The sequence below is a fragment of the Gordonia crocea genome (assembly GCF_009932435.1).
Lineage (GTDB): Bacteria > Actinomycetota > Actinomycetes > Mycobacteriales > Mycobacteriaceae > Gordonia > Gordonia crocea.
In genome coordinates this window covers 787,345-805,924 of the sequence record NZ_BJOU01000001.1, presented here as the reverse complement: position 1 = coordinate 805,924, position 18,580 = coordinate 787,345, and the positions used below count along the sequence as shown (strand labels likewise).

At 67.0% G+C, this 18,580-nt stretch carries 18 protein-coding genes; 5 read left to right on the top strand and 13 right to left on the bottom strand.

Annotation, left to right across the window (positions count from 1 at the left end):
• The first annotated feature begins 20 nt into the window (after positions 1–20).
• From nbrcactino_RS03835 to nbrcactino_RS03820, 4 genes are all read left to right on the top strand, one after another.
• Positions 21–494: an MTB12 C-terminal domain-containing protein gene (locus nbrcactino_RS03835; protein ID WP_161926157.1), complete on the top strand. Its 474-nt coding sequence runs from the start codon at positions 21–23 to the stop codon at positions 492–494.
• Between the two features lie 7 nt (positions 495–501).
• Positions 502–1,221: an ABC transporter ATP-binding protein gene (locus nbrcactino_RS03830; RefSeq protein ID WP_161926156.1), complete on the top strand. Its 720-nt coding sequence runs from the start codon at positions 502–504 to the stop codon at positions 1,219–1,221.
• Entirely contained in the window at positions 1,218–2,006 is a 789-nt protein-coding gene (locus tag nbrcactino_RS03825; RefSeq protein ID WP_161926155.1) for an ABC transporter permease, read from the top strand. Before nbrcactino_RS03830 ends, nbrcactino_RS03825 begins: the two co-directional genes overlap by 4 nt.
• Positions 2,007–2,073: 67 nt before the next feature.
• Positions 2,074–2,712, top strand: a complete 639-nt coding sequence (locus nbrcactino_RS03820) for a helix-turn-helix domain-containing protein (protein ID WP_228460667.1) — start codon at positions 2,074–2,076, stop codon at positions 2,710–2,712.
• Between the two features lie 33 nt (positions 2,713–2,745).
• Here nbrcactino_RS03820 and nbrcactino_RS03815 read toward each other — a convergent pair whose 3' ends face one another.
• From nbrcactino_RS03815 to nbrcactino_RS03805, 3 genes are read right to left on the bottom strand one after another with little or no spacing between them, the layout of a single operon-like run.
• Positions 2,746–3,228 (bottom strand): SRPBCC family protein, encoded by a 483-nt coding sequence (locus tag nbrcactino_RS03815; RefSeq protein ID WP_228460666.1) that lies wholly within the window; start codon positions 3,226–3,228, stop codon positions 2,746–2,748.
• A 4-nt stretch (positions 3,229–3,232) separates the two neighbouring features.
• Positions 3,233–6,223 (bottom strand): MMPL family transporter, encoded by a 2,991-nt coding sequence (locus nbrcactino_RS03810; RefSeq protein WP_161926154.1) that lies wholly within the window; start codon positions 6,221–6,223, stop codon positions 3,233–3,235.
• An 8-nt stretch (positions 6,224–6,231) separates the two neighbouring features.
• A complete protein-coding gene (locus nbrcactino_RS03805; RefSeq protein ID WP_161926153.1) occupies positions 6,232–6,723 on the bottom strand; it encodes a hypothetical protein in 492 nt (163 codons plus the stop codon).
• Positions 6,724–6,836: 113 nt separating this feature from the next.
• Here nbrcactino_RS03805 and nbrcactino_RS03800 point away from each other — a divergent pair, with 113 nt between their 5' ends.
• On the top strand, positions 6,837–7,559 hold the full coding sequence (locus tag nbrcactino_RS03800; RefSeq protein ID WP_161926152.1) for a TetR/AcrR family transcriptional regulator: 723 nt from the start codon (positions 6,837–6,839) through the stop codon (positions 7,557–7,559).
• 13 nt (positions 7,560–7,572) lie between these two features.
• On the opposite strand, the gene nbrcactino_RS03795 is transcribed toward nbrcactino_RS03800, so the two are convergent.
• From nbrcactino_RS03795 to nbrcactino_RS03750, 10 genes are all read right to left on the bottom strand, one after another.
• Positions 7,573–8,898 (bottom strand): ABC1 kinase family protein, encoded by a 1,326-nt coding sequence (locus nbrcactino_RS03795; protein ID WP_161926151.1) that lies wholly within the window; start codon positions 8,896–8,898, stop codon positions 7,573–7,575.
• Positions 8,899–9,015: 117 nt separating this feature from the next.
• The gene (locus tag nbrcactino_RS03790; protein ID WP_161926150.1) at positions 9,016–9,897 is read right to left on the bottom strand and encodes an oxidoreductase; all 882 of its coding nucleotides are present in this window, start codon (positions 9,895–9,897) and stop codon (positions 9,016–9,018) included.
• Positions 9,894–11,741 (bottom strand): SDR family oxidoreductase, encoded by a 1,848-nt coding sequence (locus nbrcactino_RS03785; protein ID WP_371864550.1) that lies wholly within the window; start codon positions 11,739–11,741, stop codon positions 9,894–9,896. Before nbrcactino_RS03785 ends, nbrcactino_RS03790 begins: the two co-directional genes overlap by 4 nt.
• 78 nt (positions 11,742–11,819) lie before the next feature.
• A complete protein-coding gene (locus tag nbrcactino_RS03780) occupies positions 11,820–12,458 on the bottom strand; it encodes a hypothetical protein (RefSeq protein WP_161926149.1) in 639 nt (212 codons plus the stop codon).
• 61 nt (positions 12,459–12,519) lie between these two features.
• The gene (locus nbrcactino_RS03775) at positions 12,520–13,467 is read right to left on the bottom strand and encodes an MlaD family protein (protein WP_161926148.1); all 948 of its coding nucleotides are present in this window, start codon (positions 13,465–13,467) and stop codon (positions 12,520–12,522) included.
• Complete coding sequence (locus nbrcactino_RS03770; protein WP_161926147.1) at positions 13,464–14,474, bottom strand: MlaD family protein; 1,011 nt, start codon at positions 14,472–14,474, stop codon at positions 13,464–13,466. The genes nbrcactino_RS03775 and nbrcactino_RS03770 overlap by 4 nt, the downstream gene beginning before the upstream one ends.
• Positions 14,471–15,565, bottom strand: coding sequence for an MCE family protein (locus nbrcactino_RS03765; RefSeq protein WP_161926146.1), 1,095 nt, complete (start codon positions 15,563–15,565; stop codon positions 14,471–14,473). The genes nbrcactino_RS03770 and nbrcactino_RS03765 overlap by 4 nt, the downstream gene beginning before the upstream one ends.
• The gene (locus tag nbrcactino_RS03760; protein ID WP_161926145.1) at positions 15,559–16,554 is read right to left on the bottom strand and encodes an MlaD family protein; all 996 of its coding nucleotides are present in this window, start codon (positions 16,552–16,554) and stop codon (positions 15,559–15,561) included. The genes nbrcactino_RS03765 and nbrcactino_RS03760 overlap by 7 nt, the downstream gene beginning before the upstream one ends.
• The gene (locus tag nbrcactino_RS03755; RefSeq protein ID WP_161926144.1) at positions 16,551–17,558 is read right to left on the bottom strand and encodes an MCE family protein; all 1,008 of its coding nucleotides are present in this window, start codon (positions 17,556–17,558) and stop codon (positions 16,551–16,553) included. Before nbrcactino_RS03755 ends, nbrcactino_RS03760 begins: the two co-directional genes overlap by 4 nt.
• Positions 17,555–18,544, bottom strand: a complete 990-nt coding sequence (locus nbrcactino_RS03750) for an MlaD family protein (protein WP_228460664.1) — start codon at positions 18,542–18,544, stop codon at positions 17,555–17,557. Before nbrcactino_RS03750 ends, nbrcactino_RS03755 begins: the two co-directional genes overlap by 4 nt.
• Positions 18,545–18,580: the final 36 nt, after the last annotated feature.

Sequence of the window (18,580 nt, the reverse complement as noted above, 5' to 3'; positions counted from 1 at the left end):
CCCAACCGAAAGGAAAACCGATGAAAATGGTCCGCACGGCACTCATCGCCGTCCTCGCCACCCTCACCGCACTGATTGGCACCGCTACCGTCACCTCCCAGGCCTCGGCACTGCCGGCGAACTTCAAGGTGACCACGAAGAACCCGACCGTCACCGACCTCGGCAACATCGTCAAGTTCCTCGTGGAGACCCCGGCCTCCGACGAGGCCAAGGCTGCCAACGTCGAGGGCGGGGCGAACGCCGTCGTCGTTCCGCGGACCGTCTACAACCTGGGCCTGTTCCGCGCCCCCCGCGGTGGGAACAAGGTCACCGGCCCGCTGGTCCGCAAGAGCCCGACCCGCGTCCAGGTGAACATGACCAGCTGGTCGACCGGACGCCCGACGATCAACATGCCGATCGACTTCGTCTACCAGGGCGGTAACTGGAAGCTGGCCGCCAGCTCCATGTGCCAGGGTGTCAAGACCGTCGGTCTGCCGATCTACTGCAACGCCTGACGACGACATGCTGCGCATCGAGGGGCTGACGAAGAGCTACGGTCCGCGAACGGTCCTGGACGGGATCTCCACCGAGGTCGCCTCGGGTTCGCTGACCTACCTCCTCGGCCTCAACGGTGCGGGCAAGTCCACGTTGTTGCGGTGCGTGAGCGGAGTGACCACGGCCGACCGGGGATCCATCGCGATCAACGGTCGGCCGTGGTCCAACCGCCGCCGCCACGTCCGCGAGTTGGGAATCCACCTCGACATCGACGGATTCACCCCCCGCCACACCGCCCGCCGCCATCTGCGGTGGCTGGCCCACTCGGCCCGGGTCTCCGACCAACGCGTCGACGAGGTCATCGACCTCGTCGGACTCACCGACGTCGCCCACCGCCCGATCGGCGACTACTCCCTGGGGATGCGCCAACGCGTCGGCATCGCCGGCACCCTGCTCGGCGACCCACCGGTACTCCTCTTCGACGAGCCGCTCAACGGCCTCGACATCGCCGGGATCATCTGGCTGCGCACTCTGCTGCGCGAACTCGCCGACGACGGCCGTGCGGTCCTCGTCGCCTCCCACCTCCTCGACGAGGTCCGCCGCAACGCCGACCGGATCCTCGTGCTCCGCGGCGGCCGACTCATCGCCGACGACCCGCTCGAGGACTTCCTCGGCGATGCCCCCGATCTCGAGTCCGCGTATCTGCGCGCGATCGGCGACCCGATGGATTCGGAGTACTCAGCGTGACCGCATTGGTGTCTGCCGTGGCCACCGAGGCCACCCGGATCGGCGGTCGGCGCAGTCCGTGGTGGTTCGTCACCGTCCCGCTCGCCATCGCGATTCCCCTGTTCATCACCTACGCGGTTGCCGTGATCTCGGAACGGTTCGCGACGATCGGCTTGGACTCGATCCAGGTCGGCACCGCCGAATCGAACAACTCGGTGTACTGGGTGATCAACCTGGGCGTCCTCATCTTGGCCGTCGGCGCCGCCCATGCGCATGCCTCGGCCAACCGCGGGTCGACGGCCGACTACGAGCGCTACCTCTTCGGCTCCTCGTCGACGATGATCTTCGCCCGCGTCCTCTATTACGGCGCCCTGGCGGCCGCGGCAGTGTTGGCCATGGTCGTGCTGCTCATGACGACGCTGCCGCGCCTGTTCCCCGTCGTCTACGGCGGCGTCAGCCTCGGTTCGGCCGCCGGAATCCGGTTCTGTTGGGCCGTACCGCTTTTCGCCTTCTGCGCCGTCGCCCTCGGCGTCGGGCTGGCGGCGCTGACCAACTCCGGCGTGACGACCATCGCGCTGATGCTGCTGTGGGCCGGGCTGATCGAGGACGCCATCGCCCTCATCCGCGACCTCGCCCGGCTGCAGCAATACATGCCCTTCCTCAACGGGATCTACGGCACCGGCCAGGCGATCGTCCTCACCCCGCCGTGGGGCCCCAACGGCGCCCTGCTCTACTTCGCCGCGATCGCCGCTGCCTTCGTCGGCGCCGGCATCGCCGCGACCGCCATTCGCCGGGCACGCGACTGATCAGGCCGACTGCCCGATACCCTCGAAACGAACAGCCCAACCCCGTCACCGCAGAAGGAGGCCAGAGATGAGGATCCGCGCACGCCAGCGCGACCACGTGTTGGCCACCGTCGAAGCCGCAGGTGAGCCGGTGGACGCCTCCTACGTCGCCGACGCCCTCGACGTCCATGTCAGCACCGCCCGCTTCCACCTCAACAAGCTCATCGAGCAGGGTCTCGTCGAGGCCATCGCACTGCCGGCCACCAGCGTCGGGCGCCCGCGCACGGGTTATTCGCCGGCCGTGGCCAAACCGGATCTGCGGCTGATCACGCTGCTCGTGGAAACCCTCGGCGACGACGAGGCTTCGCGGCACGCGGCGGCCGTAGAGATAGGCCGACGCTGGGCCGCCCCGGTGGCGCAGGAATCCGCCGCCGACCTGCCCGACCCAATCTCGGTTGCCGAAACCGTCCTGACCAAACTCGGCTTCGCGGTCCAGGGGGCGGCCAGCGTCTTCGGGGAACACGAATTGACGATCTGCTCCTGTCCCCTGCGCGATATCACCCGGGCTGATCCCTCGGTCTCCCGCGGGATAATCGCCGGCGCGCTGCGTGAGGCCATCGCTACGGCGAGTCCGGCGTTGGCCGACCAGTACGACGTCGGCGTGGCCCCCGATCCGGCGGGTACCGACTGCACGATCATTCTGCGATTGACACCCACGCGCCGGTGACTTCGCGCTATCGCACCGAGCCGACTTCCGGACTCAGCGACCTCGGCGACGCTCCGCCTCGCCGACGAATGCGCGTTGCAGTGCGGTCGCGAAGTCCCGTTGCACCGCCTCCATCCGCCGCTCCAGGATTCTCGGCAGGCGGATCTTCACGTCCGCGCTCAGTTCGACCCGCAGGAGGGACGTCCCGCCCAGGGTCTCCTCGATCGCGTAGGTGCCCTGACTGCTTCGCAGCACACGGCTCGATCGCAACGTCGTCGTGACCCCGTCGGGCGCCCACCGGTAGGCGGTGAGCGTTTCGTCGCTGATCCCCAGTGCGCTCGTCTTCGCCGCGACGAGGAGCGGGTCGCCGTCATCACTGCGCTCGACCACCCACGTGCTGGCGGTGATTTTCGGCCAGCGGGGAAGATGCGGCCGCACCCAGGCGTCCATCCCTTCGACGTCCTTCAGTATCGCGAGCGCGACCTCGGGCTCGGCCGGTACCGCCAACTCATACTTCTCATAGATCACGATCGCCACATCCTCATTTCTTCGACGGCCACCAGCTGCGGTTGCCGACCAGGGCCACCACGGCCGGAACCGTGATCGTCCGCACGATGAAAGTGTCGATCAGAATCCCGATGCCGATGATGAAGCCCATCTGCACCATGGTCGACACCGATCCGGCGAGCATCCCGAACATCGCGGCGGCGAAGATGAGCCCGGCCGAGGTGATCACCGATCCGGTGCCCACCACCGCTGGCACGATCGCATCCTTGGCCTCCGCACAGGGCTGTTCCCGCAACCGGGCCATGAACAGCATGTTGTAGTCGGCACCGACCGCGACGACCAAGGTGAACGCCATAGCCGGAACGGCCCAGTAGATCTCCTGGCCGCCGATGACGCCGAAGACGAGGACGCCGGCACCGATGGACGCGCCGTACGTCAGCAGCACCGACGCGAGCAGATAGAGCGGTGCCAGCACGGCGCGCAACAGCAGGCACATCACCGCCAGGATCACCAGGAGGGTGACGATGACGATCTCCGTGAAGTCTCGGCGGAACATCTCCTGCAGATCGGCGTTGATCGACGGAAACCCACCGATGCTGACGTGTGCCGTGGACAGGCTGGTATTGGGCAGCGCAGCTTCACCAACCGTGCGCATCTCCCGCGACAACATCATCGCGTCCTCGGAGAACGGATTGATTGTGGACTGAATGAGATAGCGAGCGGTCTTGCCGTCGGTGGAGATGAACGCCTTGCTGAGCAACCCGAAGTCCGGGTTGTCGAGCAGGCCGGACGCCAGGTAGAAGCCGGACGCCGAATCGCCCGACGCGGCCTTGCCGACGGTCTGCAGATAGGCGGCGAGCGCGGTCATCCCGGCCATCGCCTCGCGCGCCCCGTCGGCCATCTTCCTGGCCTGGCGCACCATCGCATCGGTGTCGGAGAGGTCGATTCCGGCGGCCGACATCGCGGCCATCACCTCGGACACGCGGTCGAGCTGACGCTCCGCGGCGGGTACCTGGGCCAGCATCTGGCGCGCCTGCTCGTACTGCTCGACCAGCGAGTGAATCGCGTTCTTGGCAGTGCCCCGGCCCGCCGGGGTCGCCAGCGATCGGGTCAGCTCGGCGATCTCCTTCAACTGGCCGTCCCGATTCATCGCGGTCACCGAGGCGAGCTGCCCGCGCAGTTGCCTGCATTCCCGGTTGGCCCGGCATTGGGGCGAATCGAGCAGCGGGATCAGGACCGTCGACGCCGAGTCGAGCGCCGATGCCACGGCCAGCAGCACCGGCGAGAGCCTGGCCAGCTGGTCGATCATCTCGGCCGACGAGCCGGCCTTGCGCACCAGCCCCGAGTAGGCGTCCATCTGCTCCGACGCCGACTTCGCGGTCGACAGCATCTTCCGGGCGCTGGCCAGCAGCCCGGCCGCGTCCGCGCCCGCCGCGTCGCCGGAGAGCGATTCCATCGCCGTTGCCACGCTGCGGAGCTGATCGATCTGCTGCAGCAGCCGGGGGTTCGCCTGGCCGGCCTTCGCCATCTGCTCGCCCATCATCCCGAGTTGCCACGCCAGCGTCGCCTGGGTCAGCTTCCGCCCGTCGGGGCGGGTGATGCCCAGGACCCGCTTGATGGTGCGCATCTGGGCGATCCGTCCCGCCAGCTGGTCGAGGTCGGCCAGGCCCTCGGGGGTGCGCAGATCTTTCTCCGATTCGACGACCACGTACTGCGGGATCATCGTGTCGGTGGGAAAGTGCTTGTCCATCGTCGCGTAGCCCAATGCGCTCTCGGTGTCTTGGGGCTGGGCTTTGCGATCGTCGTAACCGACGTGGATGAACGCGGTCAGCCCGGACAGCAACGCCAGCACCACCAGACTCGCGACCAGGGTCTGGACCGGCCGCGCGACAACCATCTCGCCGATCCGCCGCCAGTACGCCCCCGTCCGATCCGGCTTCGCCAACCCCAGGTTGAAGTGGGCCGCCAGGGCGAGCACGGCGGGCAGCATGGTGATCGACGCCAGAAATCCGACCCCGATCGAGATAGCCACGGCCGGTCCCGCCGCCGAAAGGAACTGCAGCTTCGCCGTCAGCTGGGCGAGATTGGCGATCGCGATGGTCGCCGCCGCCGCCATGATCACCCGCGACATCGAGCCCGACGCTTTCGCCAGCGCCTCCGGCGGATCCATTCCGGAACGCAGATTCTCGTGATACCGGCTGATCAGGAAGACCGAATAGTTGACACACGCACCCGCCAGGATCGCGACCATCAGCGTCGCCGACATCGTCGAGATGGGCAGGCCGATCTCGCTGAGCCCGGCGACGACCCCGCGCGCGACTCCGACGGAGACGCCCATCACGAGCATGGGCAGCAGGGCGGTGAACACCGAACGGAAGACGAGCAGCAGGATGATGCTGATCAGTACGAAGGTGACCGCGCCGATGACCCGGATGTCCGCAACGCTGGTCATCGCCAGATCGCCCACCGTCGCCGTCGGACCCGTGACCCAGGCCTTCGTCGGCGAACCGTCGAAGGTCTGATGCACGATGTCCTGGGCCACTTGCAGCGAGGCGAGGGTCTTGGGCGAACCGATGTCGCCGGTCAGCCCGGCCAGCAGAATCCAGGCCTTGCCGTCCTCGCTCATCACCTGGCTGCGCACCGCGGGGTTCGCCGCGACGACCGGATCGCCCAGCACGTCCTGTACGAAGGCGACCGCGTCGGGACGTCCGCTCAGACGCTCGACCGTCGCGTCGTACCTCGCGCGGGCCTCACCGGTCATCCCGGCCGGGTTCTCCATGACGACGATGACCGAGTTTAGGTTGCCGCGTTCACCGAATTTGTCCGCCATCGTCAACATCGATTGGATTGCGGGCGAATTGGCGGGAATGGGACTCGCTGCTTTGCGCGCTGCGACGTCTTCGAGCTGCGGCCACGCGACGTTCACCACCGCCGCCAGGGCGAACCAGCCCAGCACCACCCACGTGGCGTAGCGCGCGGTGAACCGGCCCACCCGCTCGAACTTCGGACTGTATTGATGTGACACCGGGCCCCCTACCCGAACAGATCGGAAAGGTCGATATTGGGGATCGACCCAAGCCCCGCGACGTCGGCGGTCGGCAGCACCGTGTAGACGAGGGAGAACCCGAATCCGGCATCGACGGATGCCACGGTGACGGTGTGCCCTCGGCCGATGTAGGTCCGCTGTCCCACGAAGTCCTGCTCGATAAACCCGGCATCGAGCAGCCTGGTGCGCGCGTGCTCGAGAGCCGATGGACCCGTATCTCCGACGGCGAGCACATAGGCCCGGTCGCCGAGGGTGGGGCTATGGATCCGCCGATACCTCCCGCCAACGACCGGGACCGCTGCCGGGAAGCCAGCGGGCAATACGGTCGCCAGCGGAGGCATGGACCGCAACGTACTCACCGGCGGATAGGAACTGAACGAGACGGCTCCCCCGGTCAGGGCATCGGCGCATCCGGCGAGTCCCCCCGCGACGCACACGGCCGTGACAACGGCCAACGCAACGCGCTTCTGTCGAACCATTTCATCCTTACTCTCAGTACTAGATACCGAGAGTAATGCTTGAGTCCGCCGATGTCAGCAACATCGACAGATCCGCGTAACCTACTACCCGGAGTATCGCGTATATTTGGGACGTGCCCAACGCATCAGTAGCCACCAAGCGCGCGGACGCGCGCACCACTCGCTGGGCCGAACACCGCGTGAAGGTCCGCGCCGAGTTCGTCGACGCGTCGATCCGCGCCATCGACACCATCGGACCGCAGGCGACGCTCGACGACATCTGTGCCGAACTCGGCGTCCGGAAACCTAAGCTCTACCGGTTCTTCGACGACAAGAACGACCTGTACCACGCGATTCTGGAGAACGTCGTCGAGACCCTGTGGGATCGCCTGTCGGGGACGCTGAACATCTACGAGGACTCGGCCGAACAGATCGTGCGGCGGCTCGTCGCCAAGTACGCCGAGACCATCAGCGAACATCCCAACCTCGTCCTGTTCCTGGCCAGCGGCCAATACGCGGCGGCGACCGGAGACGGAGAGCATCCACTGATCGTGGCGCGCGCGTCGATCGACCGAGCCGCGCACGTCGCCGAGGGGTTGCTGTCGAACGTCATCAGCAGCCACCAGCAGTTCGAACTGATGATCCACTCGGTCTTCGGCATGGCGGCATCGGCGGCCGACTGGTGGATCCGCACCGACAAGCCGGCCAACGATTCCCTCACGAAGGAGCAGTTCGTCGACCAGATCACGCGTTCGGCGATCGGCATCGTGACCGCCAATCTCGACGAGGGTGTGGAACTGGACCTGAACCAGCCGCTGCATATCGCCATGGGCGTCGACGAGGACGACGACTTCTGAGCGCGTGAGGTGATCACCGCGCCGCGCGCCACCGTTGTTCTTGACGTCCAAGTTCGGTCGCCGGCGCCGCGTCGACTAGCCACTCACTCGCGATTCGACACCAGTTCGCTTTCGCTTCCAGTTGCGCGAGCATTCCGGCGGTGGCCATGTCTACGCGGCGCGACACGAGATGCTCCGGCGGAAGGGTTTGCCGTCGAATGTCGCCGAAATCTTCGGACTTCGGGTCGATGACCGACATGACGCCACTCGCCCGCCGGTGAGTCATGGCGATCTCCTCGTCGGTCATCTGCCAGTGGAAGGCGTCGAGGGTGAATCGCAGACAGTCCTCCTCGGTGATGGGCGCATCTTCGTCGATCACCCCCCTGGCGACCGCCAGCGCCCGGATCTCGTCGCCGCGGCGAGCCACCCCGGCGCGCCACAGCCGGGTCTCGAAGTCGCGAGCGTCGCGATCCATCCGTTTGTACGCGCCGAAGTCGACGAACCCGACCCGCCCCCCGGAACCGACGAGCACGTTCCCCGGATGCGGGTCGCCGCAGAACTCCCCTTCCCGATAGATCGTGCCGACGTAGAAGCGGTAGAGGATCTCCCCCAGCCGATTGCGCTCCGCCGCCGGCATCGACCGCACCGGATCCAGCGGTTCGCCGTCGAACCACTCGGTGACCAGCATGTTGCCGGTCGAGATCTCCCGTACCACCTGCGGCACGACGATGAACGGGTGGCCGGCATAAGCGTCGGCCATCCGCGCCTGGTTTCGCGCTTCCGCGGCGTAGTCGAGTTCGTTGGCCAGGGTCGACCGGAGCTCGGCGAGGAACTCGCGCGACGCCAGCGTCGGCACCAGGCTGCGCCAGAACTTGAGAAAGGCGACCAGGTTCTTGATGTCGGCCCGCACCGCGGCGTCAATGCTCGGGTACTTGATCTTGACCGCCACGTCCCGGCCGTCATGCAGCCTGCCCCGGTAGACCTGGCCGATCGATGCCGCCGCGACCGCCGCTTGGTCGAAGGACTCGAACACCTCGGGAATCGGCCGGCCGAGTTCGCGCTCGATCGCCCTGCGCATCGTGTCGTAGCCGACGTCAGGAGCGTTGTCGCGCAGCACCGCGAGCTTGGCCTGGAACTCGGCGCGCCCCTCCTCCGGCAGGAACGGGAGCTCGATGACCGAGAGCATCTGCCCCACCTTCATGGCGGCACCCTTCATGCCGCCGAGCACGTGCGTCAGCTGGTTGGCGAGCAGCATCATCGACTTCTCGCGGGCACGGTTCTTCTCGTCGGCGGACTTGCCCACCGTCGAGACCCGCAAGCCGACGTCGCGCACGACATGGTTGGCCGCGAGTGCGGTCATCTGCCGACCGCGCGCTAGCCGCGAGGTCGGCGGCGGCGAGGCCGCCATCACATCGCCCGGCGATCGCCCGAGTTCGTCATGAGTTTCACCGTAGTCAACAATCATCCGACTGACACGTCAAACCGCATAGCTGACACCGGTCATCGACTCGGAATGGTCCCACAGCCTGCCCCACAGATCGGTGTTCCTCGACAGCCGGGAGGTCCGGGCCGCGCCCACCGGACCGCGGGACTGGATGACCCACCGCGTCGGCCCCCAGAACACTGTCGGGTCGGCGTCGGGCTCGGTCGCCGCGAAAAGCGTGGATTCGGCGGCCGCTTCGGGCGAATGGCCGATCGTCGCGGCCCCGAGCTTGGTGAACCGGTCGGCGATCGTCTCGGTGCGCGCGAACAGATCCGTTCCGGATACACCGGGATGCACGGCGAACGACCTGACCTTCCGGTCCGACGATTGCAGCCGCCGATCGAGTTCGCGGGCGAACATCAGATTCGACAGCTTCGACTGGGCGTAGGCGAGGAACCGCTGATACCGCCGGCGCTCGTAGTTGAGGTCATCGATCCACAACTTGGGCGTGTGCGCGTGGGCGATGCTCGAGACGGTGACCACGCGATCGGCGATCTTGTCCAGCAACAGTCCGGTCAGCGCGAAGTGGCCCAGGTGGTTGACCCCGAACTGGGTCTCGAATCCGTCCACCGTGCGGCTGAACGGGACATACATCAGCCCGGCGTTGTTGATCAGCACGTCGAATTCACCGACGCCGTCCGCGAATTCGCGAATCGACGACTGGTCGGCCAGGTCGAGACGGGCCACCTCGACGCGATCGCCCAACTCGTCGGCCACCCGCTGGCCGGTCGCCTCGTTGCGGCAGGCCATCACGACCGACGCGTTGTGCATCGCCAGCGCGCGCGTCACCACCGCGCCGAGACCGCCGTTGGCGCCAGTCACGACGAATCGGCGCCCGGTCAGATCCGGCATCGAGAACACATCCCAGGAACTCATCGCGCCGACTCCCCGACAGTGTCGCGGAAGCGCCGCGGAACGAACTTGATCATGTCGGTCATGCTCCCCTTCGACGCCGCGAAGCGGACGAGTCCCGGCGCCAGACGGTTCACGTGGTACTGGATTCTGGCTTCCGGTGTCACCGGGAGGATGGACCGGTTCGCGCGGACCGCGTCGACGATCTGCTTGGCCACCTTCTCCGGGCCGTAGCCCCGCAGCGCGTAGGCGCGGTCGCCGACCTGCTGCAGTTCTCGTTCCTCCTCGGGGCTGACTCCCGACACCGACGTCGTGGCGATGATGTTCGTGTGGACGATGCCCGGGCAGACCGTGGTGACGCCGATCCCGTGCTCGGCCAGCTCGGCGCGCAGGCAGTCCGAGAACGAGAAGACCGCCGACTTGCTGGTGGTGTAGGCCGACATGCCTTTGCCCGGGCTGTAGGCGGCCATGCTCGACAGGTTGACGATGTGCCCGCCCTGCCCGCGCTCGACCATGGCGGCGGCGAAGCCCCGCGAACTGTTGACCACCCCGAGCAGATTCACCGAGAGCACCCGGTTGAATTCCTCCTCCGGGGTGGCGAGGAAGTCGCCCGCGGCGCCGACGCCGGCGTTGTTGACGACGATGTCCGGCACGCCGTGCGCCTGCAGCACCGCGTCGACATGGACCCGCACCTGCGCCGGGTCGGAGACATCGAGCTGGTAGGCGTGCGCGGTGCCGCCGGACTTAACGATCTCTTTCGCCGTGCGTTTCGCCGCCGAGAGGTCGATGTCGGACGCGACCACTTCCGCACCTCGCGCGGCGAACAGGAGGGCGGTCTCCCGCCCGATGCCGCTGCCCGCGCCGGACACGACCACCAGGTGATCGTCGAATTCGTCGCGGTGCAGTCGCATCTCGGCGCGCCGCAGCTCCCGCGACGGCGCCTTTCCGTCGACGTGGTCGATCAGTTCGGCCGCCGCTCGAGCCAGCGTCTGCGGATGGGAGAACGGCAACCAGTGGCCGGCGTTGAGAACCCGGCGGAAGGTGCGTCGATTCCACCGCGCCTCATCCTCGTAGCAGGACTGCCGCACGGCGGGGTCGCGCGTGCCGACGATGACCTGGACCGGCACGTCGGTCGTGCGTTCCTGCGGGCGCAGGACCGTGGGCAGGAAGTTCGCGCGGTACACCCGCAGCTCCTGGCGGATATCGGCAGCGAAAGTCGGGCCGAGGCTGATCGCGTCGGCGTCGATGCCCTCGGCCAGCGCGAGCCCCCGGCGCCAGCGACCCTCGGTCATCGTGAGGCGCATCAACGTCTGGGGGACCACAGGAGTCGAAAACCCGAACATATACATCAGCGAGGCGACCTGGCCCAGCGCGAGGGCGAGGTTGCGCGGCGTGGGCCGGCTCAGGCGGCGCCGGACCCACTTCGAGACGTGATCGCCCGACGGTCCCGATACCGAGGTGAACGACGCGATTCTCGCCGCCGACGACGCGTCGGTCACCAACTCCCAGGCGGCGACACTGCCCCAGTCGTGCCCCAGGATGTGCACCGGGCGGTCCGGGCTCACCGCGTCGGCGACCGCGAGGTAGTCGGCCGCCATCTCACTGAGTTTGAAGTCGGTGTACGAGGAGGGGTTGGTCGACGACCCCGCTCCCCGGTTGTCGACGGTCACCACGTGGAAACGGTCGGCGAGAAGCGGGACCACGCGGTCCCACAGCGCGTGTGAGTCGGGCCAGCCGTGCACGCAGACGATGGTCTGCGCCGCGGGGTCTCCGTGAGAGTAGTAGGCGATCTCGACTCCGTCGCGGTGCACGAATCGCGCACCCCGACTCTCAACGGCGACGGGGTCTTCGGGTCGTGTCAACGTGATGGAACTCATAGTATCGCATACTATGAGTTCCATGGTGAGTGCGCAAGGGCTTGCGCCGGCTATCTCGAGGCAGGTCGGTTATCTCGAGGCATAATCGTCGACCAGCCACTTGCCGTCGGACCTAACGACGGTGACCTTCAGCAGATTCGGCACCTCGGCGGGTTCGGGCTGCTGGATGTTCTGGGTCTTCTGCGTCGCGAATACGAGGAACTCGTAGCGTCCGGGCTTCTTGCTGGTCACCGTGGTGCCCAGCACCTCGCCCGAGGCGACCACCTGGGACTTGCTCATGATGTCGGTCAGCGTCTCCCGGACCTCCCGGTACTTGGCGCGCAGCCCCGGAGTCGCACCGCGATTCACCCCGGAGAAGAAGTCGTCGAGCCTGCGGTGGTCGTAGGTCAGCGACCGCAGGGTGTAGTCGCGGGCCACCTGGCTGGTGGCGGCGATGTCCGCCTGTTCGGCGCGAGCTGCTCGCAGGTCCGCGGCCGACGAGCGCCATCCCAGCGCGCAGAACACCAGGGCGGCCAGGAGGATCGCGCCGACGCCGCCCAGGACCCATCGCCGGACGGCGAGCGACGGCAACGACAGCGCCGGCAACGACGGCCTCGGCAGCGGCGGTGCGGTGCGTGCGACCCACCGTCGCGAGGACCGTGCATCGCCGTCTTCGGCGGGTACCGGATCCGGCTCGCCGGCATCGTCGGAGCGATCGACATCCGTCACGGGACGGCCTTTCGTCGTAGCGTTCATTGTTTCCTCCGCTTCGCGGTCGGTGGGCTGGCAATCATCGCGGCGGTCTCATGACCGCGACGTGGGCGGTGCCGTCTCCCGGGAAGACCATCTTCGCCGCGCGCAGCAGCTCGGTGATGTCGACACGGATCGGGCGGACGAGTTTCGTGTAGGGGCCGAGGATCGAGGCGATCAGCGCGAAGTCCGGGCACAGCTTCGCGCAGTAACCGGTCAGCTTGTCGATCAGCGGCCCGATCGGGTCCTTCCACACCTTCTCGCCGACGTGTGAGTACCGCTCGAACTGCGCCACGATGAACAGCACGTCGGGAATCGCGGCGCCGATGTCCCCCGCGGCCCGGCTCACGAGCGGGCCGTAGCCGGCGAAGCGGTCGCCGAGCGTCTGGAGATTGCGGTAGAGCTGGCGCAGTTCGGCGGCTTTGTCGGTGAGCAGCTGGCCGAACATCGATGTGGCCCGGATGACCTTTTCGAAGTCCTGCTCCCGCCCGGCGAATCCGCCGCGCATCGTCGTGATCAACGTGTTCAGCGAATCGGCGCTGATGGCGTTGGTGAAGGCGTCCAGCTTCGCCAATGCCTCGCCGACCGTGGTCCCCGGCTTCACCTGGTCGGCCGGCACCACGGCGCCGTCGGCGAGGAACGGCGGATCGAGCGCGGCCGGCTGGAAGTCCATGTACTGCTCGCCGGCCGCGGACAGGTTCGCGACCCGCACCGTCGAGTCGACCGGGATCTTCGCGCTCGCGTCCACCGTGATGCGGACCCGCAGGCCGTCCTCGGCCTCGGCGATGGATAGGACCTTGCCGACGTGCGCGCCGCGCAGCGACACCAGCGATGTATTCATCAACCCGCCGGAGGAAGGCATCAGCACGGTCAACGTCGACGACGATTTCGCCGGGTTGTAGCCGAGTACCCCGAACGCCATGTAGACACTGCCCAGCGCCGTGATGATGGCCAGCAGCAGGAGGGTCACGGGAGCGGGGAGCTTCATCGGACCATTCCGATCGCGCGGAGGACGCCGATCATCTGATCGGCCTGCGCCGTCGCCGGCTTGTCGGTTCGGACGCGCACGTTGAGCGGCGAACTGAAGAAGGGCACGAGTTTGTCCCGCAGCAGACTGTTGGTCAGTTCGAGGTTCTGGGGCACGGTGTAGTCGGCGTAGGCGACGGCCAAACCCATCGGTTCGAGGATGCCGATCATGCGGCGCAACTCCGGGGTGTTGGGTTTGAGCAGCGGGGTGATGGGCTTGGTCAGGTGCGCCATGCCGAACATCAGGTCCACCACGCCGAAGAGGACATCCGCCAGCCCGGCCGTACGGGGCGGGCCGTTCTGGAGCAGGAAGTCCACACGGCCGGCGTTCTTGCCGACGGTTGCGACGATCGACGACGACGAGGCGAGGAGACGCTCGACGACTGGGCGGCTGTCGGCCAGCTCGTGCAGCGCGGCCATCCCGAAGCGGCGCAGCGAAGCGAGTTCCGCGGGTGGCGGGAACGACGCGTTGACCTCGTTGACCATCCTGGCCAGTCCCTCGGTCGGGGCACCGATCACGAACATCGACATCGACCGCAACATGTCCTCGACGTTGTCGGCGGGGACCGTCTGGCCGATCGGAATGCGGCCACCGTCGCGCAGCAGGGACCGCGATTCCTCCTGCGGAACACTCAGATCCACGAACAGGTCGCCCAGCAGCGACGACTGCCTGATACTCGCCTGCGTTCGCGTCGACAACTGCACGTCGCGCCGGATCGAAACGTTGATGACTGCGGTACGGCCTTCGAGCCTGATCGTGTCGACCATGCCGACTTCGACGCCGTCGACGAAGACCTTGGCCTTCTCCGGCAGGTTCAGCGCACTCGCGAACTCGATCGAGACCCGGTAGGTGTCACCGGACACCGCCGTTCCCGGCAGCGGCATGTCGATGGCCCGCACGCCGCAGCCTGTGGTCACCAGTGCCACGAGCGTCAGCAGTATCAAGTACCGCCTCGCCTGCTTCCTCATCGTCGGCCTCCGTTGATCGAGTTGAGCAGATCGGCCAGATCGACCGTGGTCTGCTGCCCGTTGACCGACGTCTCGAACCGCGGCGACTTGTAGGTGAACAGCAGCGCCCGCAGGATCGGGTCCACCAGGCCGGGAAGCTTGCCGATGGCGGCCGGGAGGTAGAGCAGCAGGTCGACGAAGTTGTCGGCCCGCTTGAGCAACTCGTGGGCATAGGGCACCAGCGCGTCGGCGATTCCGTAGAGCTGGCGATCGTATTTCCCGATGTTGCGCACCAACACCGGCAGGAAGTCGTTGGCGTAGGCGATCGCCTCCCCGAGCCCGTTGGTCGACCCTTGGATCAGCTTGGCAATGTTGCTCAGGTTGTCCAGCAGCTTGTTGAAGTCGGGCCAATTCGTCACGAACATCGTGGTCAGCGATTGGAGGGAATCGACCATCCGCCGGGCCGACGTGTCGAGCACGGCCGGGTCGCCCAGCGCTTTCGACGTCGCGGCGAGGAACAGGTTGAGCTGACCGGCGTTCCCGTCGGCGATCGTGGTGGCGTTGTTCACGAACTCTTCGAGGGCCTTCGCCCCTTCACGCGCCTTGGTCGGATCGTCGGTTCCGAGGGCGGCCGACACCGTGCGGTTCAGTCCGTCGAGGGCGTCGCTGATCCCCTTGGGGGTGCGGGTACCCTCGCGCGAGATGCACTCGCCGTCGGACAGTTCCGGCCCGCGGACGTAGGGTTTGGTGAATTCGACTCGCCGGTCGGTCACGATCGAACTCGCCGCGATGACGGCACCGGTGTCGGAGGGCAGTTTCAGGTCGGGCACGACGTCCATTCGCACCTCGACCGAGTCGTGCCGCTGCTCAATACCGGTCACCCGTCCAACGGTGACGCCGAGCATCGAGACGTTGTTGCCGACGTAGAGGCCGGTGGCGTCGGCGAACTGTGCGCACACGCTGCGCGACCACAGGGCCAGACTCGCCATGCCGAACGGAGCCGCGGCGGAGATGACGACCGCGCTGACCACCACCGCGACGACCGCAGCGGCGACGGCTATCGGCCAGCCCCAGAGCCGCGCGAACCGGCCGCGCGTCCACTCGCTCAGCATCGTTGCCCCGGGCCCGGTACGCACAGCCCGCTGTTGCGCACAACGATTCGCGACTGGTCGAACAGGATGCCCTTGAATCCGAGCATCCGGCTCAGCGTCTGGATCGCCTCGGTGAGGCCGGCGATCGCCCTATCGATCTTGGAGAGGTCGGCCGTCAGCGTGCGGAACACCTCTTCGACGTTGGAGATCGAGGGCTCGATCTGGTCGCCGAAGGCCATGATTGGGCGCTGGACGAACTTCGCCAGTCGCCGCAGACTCTGGAACGTGGTCACGATGTTCTCGCGCTGCTTGCCGAGTTTCACCGCGACCACCCCAAGCTGCCTGACGAACTCGGCCAGCAGCGCCTTGTCGTTGGCGATCGCAGCGACGTACTCGTCGGCGACCCGCCTGCCGGTGTCGAGTTGATCAGACTGCCGGGCCAGCCCCGTCATCAGATCTGTCGCGTCGGTCAGCAGATTGCGGACGGCCAGGGGTTGGCCGTCGATCGCCCGGTTCACTTCGAGAATGGTCTGGCGCAGGGTGGAGCCGTCGAAGGCCCCGAAGGCCGGCGCCGCCGACTCCATCACCTGGGTCAGCTCGACCGAGTCGCTGGCTCGATGCTCGGGGATCGGAACGTCTCCCAACGGCCGGTCGCCAGCGGGCTTGACCGCGAGATAATGTCCCCCGACCGGGGTCAGCAGCTTGACCTCGACCGAGGTCGCGTCGCCCAGGATCTCCCCGGAATCGACGGTGAACCTGGCTTTCACGCGGGCGCCGTCGAGCGATACCGAGCGCACCTTTCCGACGTTCACACCCGCGATCCGCACCTCGTCGCCCGGCTGCAACTGGCCGGAATTCTTCATGTAGGCGGTGTAAGTGCGCTCACCGAACGGGATGATGAAGATCAGGCCGGCGACGACCAGGCCGACGGCGGCCGCCGCCATGCCCACCAGTCCCCAGCGAACGTCCGAGTTGCCGATGATCCCCAGATCGGACAGCAGTTTCCTCATCGGCACACCACCAGACGTTGATTGCCCAGAACGAGCCGGCCGATTCCGGGGATGTCGGCCCGCCCCCGGTGGCAGTGGAACTCCGTCGGTGCGGTTGTCGTGCGGAACGAGTTGTTGAACCCGGAGATCAGCGAGGGCAGCAGTTCGAGGGCCTGCGCGATCAGTGCGGTCGGCGGAAAGATCCGGTGCAGGAATTGGTGGAGCGGATCGTAGCTGTCGTCGTAGGCCTCCTGTAGCTGATCGAGGAGGTCGGCGCCGCGGGTCAGGGTCTCGTTGGCGGTCAGCGAGCTGGCGATGATGCCGTCGGCGCGGTTGGCGAGGTTGCCGACGATGGTGTTGAGCTGTTGCACGAACTTGCCGACCTGGGCCGACTTGCCGCCGATCTCCTGGGACACGATCGCCAGGTTGGCGATCAGTATGCTCACCACCTTCTGCCGGTCGGTGGCGAGATCGGCGAGCGCGCGTACGTCGCGCAGTGCCGGACCGATGCCGGAGCCGTCGCCCTGGATGACGCGCAGCAGATTCTGGCCGAGCGTGTTGAAGGCGGCGGGATCCAGCGTGGTGAACAGCGGCTGCAGGCCGTTGAACAGCCGGGAGACGTCGAAGCTCGGGACGGTGAGTTGCACCGGGATCGTCGAATCCGGCGGCAGCGGGGCGCCGTCCTTCTCGGCGCGGAGGAGCTCCAGGTAACGCTGCCCGACCAGGTTCTGGTAGCGCACCGCCACCCTCGTGTTGTCGTAGATCGTCCGGTCGGTCGTCACGTCGAACTTGACCTTGGCGACGGTGCCGTCGAGCTTGATGTCGACGACCTTGCCGATCTGCACTCCCGACATGCGGACATCACTGCCCGGATAGAGGCCGGAGACATCGGTGATCACCGCCGTGAAGTCGTGCTTGTCCCCCTCGACCGGCGTCAGGATGCTGTTCACGATCAGCACCGCGCACACGACCACGAGTGCGGCGAACGCGCCCAGCTTCGACGCGAGTCCCAGTTTCGTCTTCATCGTCCACCTCGTCGGGCTTGCGGCAGCGCACTGACCACCTGCGGGAAATTGGTGGCGACGATGCGCAGTTGCAGCTGGGGCTTCCCGGCGACTTCCGGGAACGCCGATCGGATGTTCGCGATGATCTCCGGGATCCCGTTGTAGGTCGGCGCCAGGCTGCCGATCGCGACGCTGATCGGAATGACCAGGTCGAGCGCCGTCGTGATGATCGTCGAGAAGTTCTTCTCGTGCTTGGCCACCAGGTCGCCCGCCGGGTAGAGGAGCCGCTTGTTGAGTCCCCCGATCGCGCGGTTCGTCCGCTCCCGGTTCTCCTTCGGACCGAAGTACTCGGTCTGTTCGACGAGGTCGACGACGCCGGCCACGATCAACGGGGTGAGCCGCTGTATCGCGCTGCCCATCTCGGCGCCCACCTCCAGGTACTTGCTCAGACTCCCCCGTTGCTCGTCGCGCAGCATGGCCGCGATCTGCAAGAAGGCGACCATGGAGCGGCCCAGGCCACGAGAGTTGTCGACCATCAGGTTGACCAGGTCCAGGACTTCCGGCGAGCTGAGTTCCCTCGCCACCTTGCCGGCGCGCGAGAACAAACCGCTCACGGTGATCTGCGCCGAGTCCGCTCCGATGACCAGCAGGTCGCCGTCCCGCAGGGGAGTGCCGCCGGGCACCGGAATCAATTCGATGCCGGTCGCGCCGAACATGTTCGACGAGGTGAATCTGGCCGTGACGCGGTCGGTGAGGTGGGCGGCCTGCGCCGGTTCGACGTCCAGCGCGATGCGCTGGCGGCCGTAGCCGACCGTCTCGATCGCCCGGACCCGCCCGATAGCGAAACCGTTGAGCTTGACGTCGGCACCGGTGACCAGGCCCTCGCCGATCGTGGCCGCGTCCACATTGATCCGCCAGCGCGAGTCGAATTCGCCGCGGGCATAGGCGGCGAGGATGGCGATACTCGCGACGATCGTCAGCAGCGCGACTAGCCCTCGCAGTCGCACGGCCAGGGCACTGGGCGACCGGTGTGGGCTCTGGGG

Bases quoted from the DNA above. Each gene is read 5' to 3' on its own strand.
- nbrcactino_RS03765 (WP_161926146.1), bottom strand. From the start codon at position 15,565: ATGCTGAGCGAGTGGACGCGCGGCCGGTTCGCGCGGCTCTGGGGCTGG.
- nbrcactino_RS03775 (WP_161926148.1), bottom strand. From the start codon at position 13,467: ATGAAGCTCCCCGCTCCCGTGACCCTCCTGCTGCTGGCCATCATCACG.
- nbrcactino_RS03820 (WP_228460667.1), top strand. From the start codon at position 2,074: ATGAGGATCCGCGCACGCCAGCGCGACCACGTGTTGGCCACCGTCGAA.
- nbrcactino_RS03830 (WP_161926156.1), top strand. From the start codon at position 502: ATGCTGCGCATCGAGGGGCTGACGAAGAGCTACGGTCCGCGAACGGTC.
- nbrcactino_RS03795 (WP_161926151.1), bottom strand. From the start codon at position 8,898: ATGACCGCACTCGCGGCCAACCATGTCGTGCGCGACGTCGGCTTGCGG.
- nbrcactino_RS03760 (WP_161926145.1), bottom strand. From the start codon at position 16,554: ATGAGGAAACTGCTGTCCGATCTGGGGATCATCGGCAACTCGGACGTT.
- nbrcactino_RS03755 (WP_161926144.1), bottom strand. From the start codon at position 17,558: ATGAAGACGAAACTGGGACTCGCGTCGAAGCTGGGCGCGTTCGCCGCA.
- nbrcactino_RS03805 (WP_161926153.1), bottom strand. From the start codon at position 6,723: ATGGTTCGACAGAAGCGCGTTGCGTTGGCCGTTGTCACGGCCGTGTGC.
- nbrcactino_RS03790 (WP_161926150.1), bottom strand. From the start codon at position 9,897: ATGAGTTCCTGGGATGTGTTCTCGATGCCGGATCTGACCGGGCGCCGA.
- nbrcactino_RS03835 (WP_161926157.1), top strand. From the start codon at position 21: ATGAAAATGGTCCGCACGGCACTCATCGCCGTCCTCGCCACCCTCACC.
- nbrcactino_RS03770 (WP_161926147.1), bottom strand. From the start codon at position 14,474: ATGAGGAAGCAGGCGAGGCGGTACTTGATACTGCTGACGCTCGTGGCA.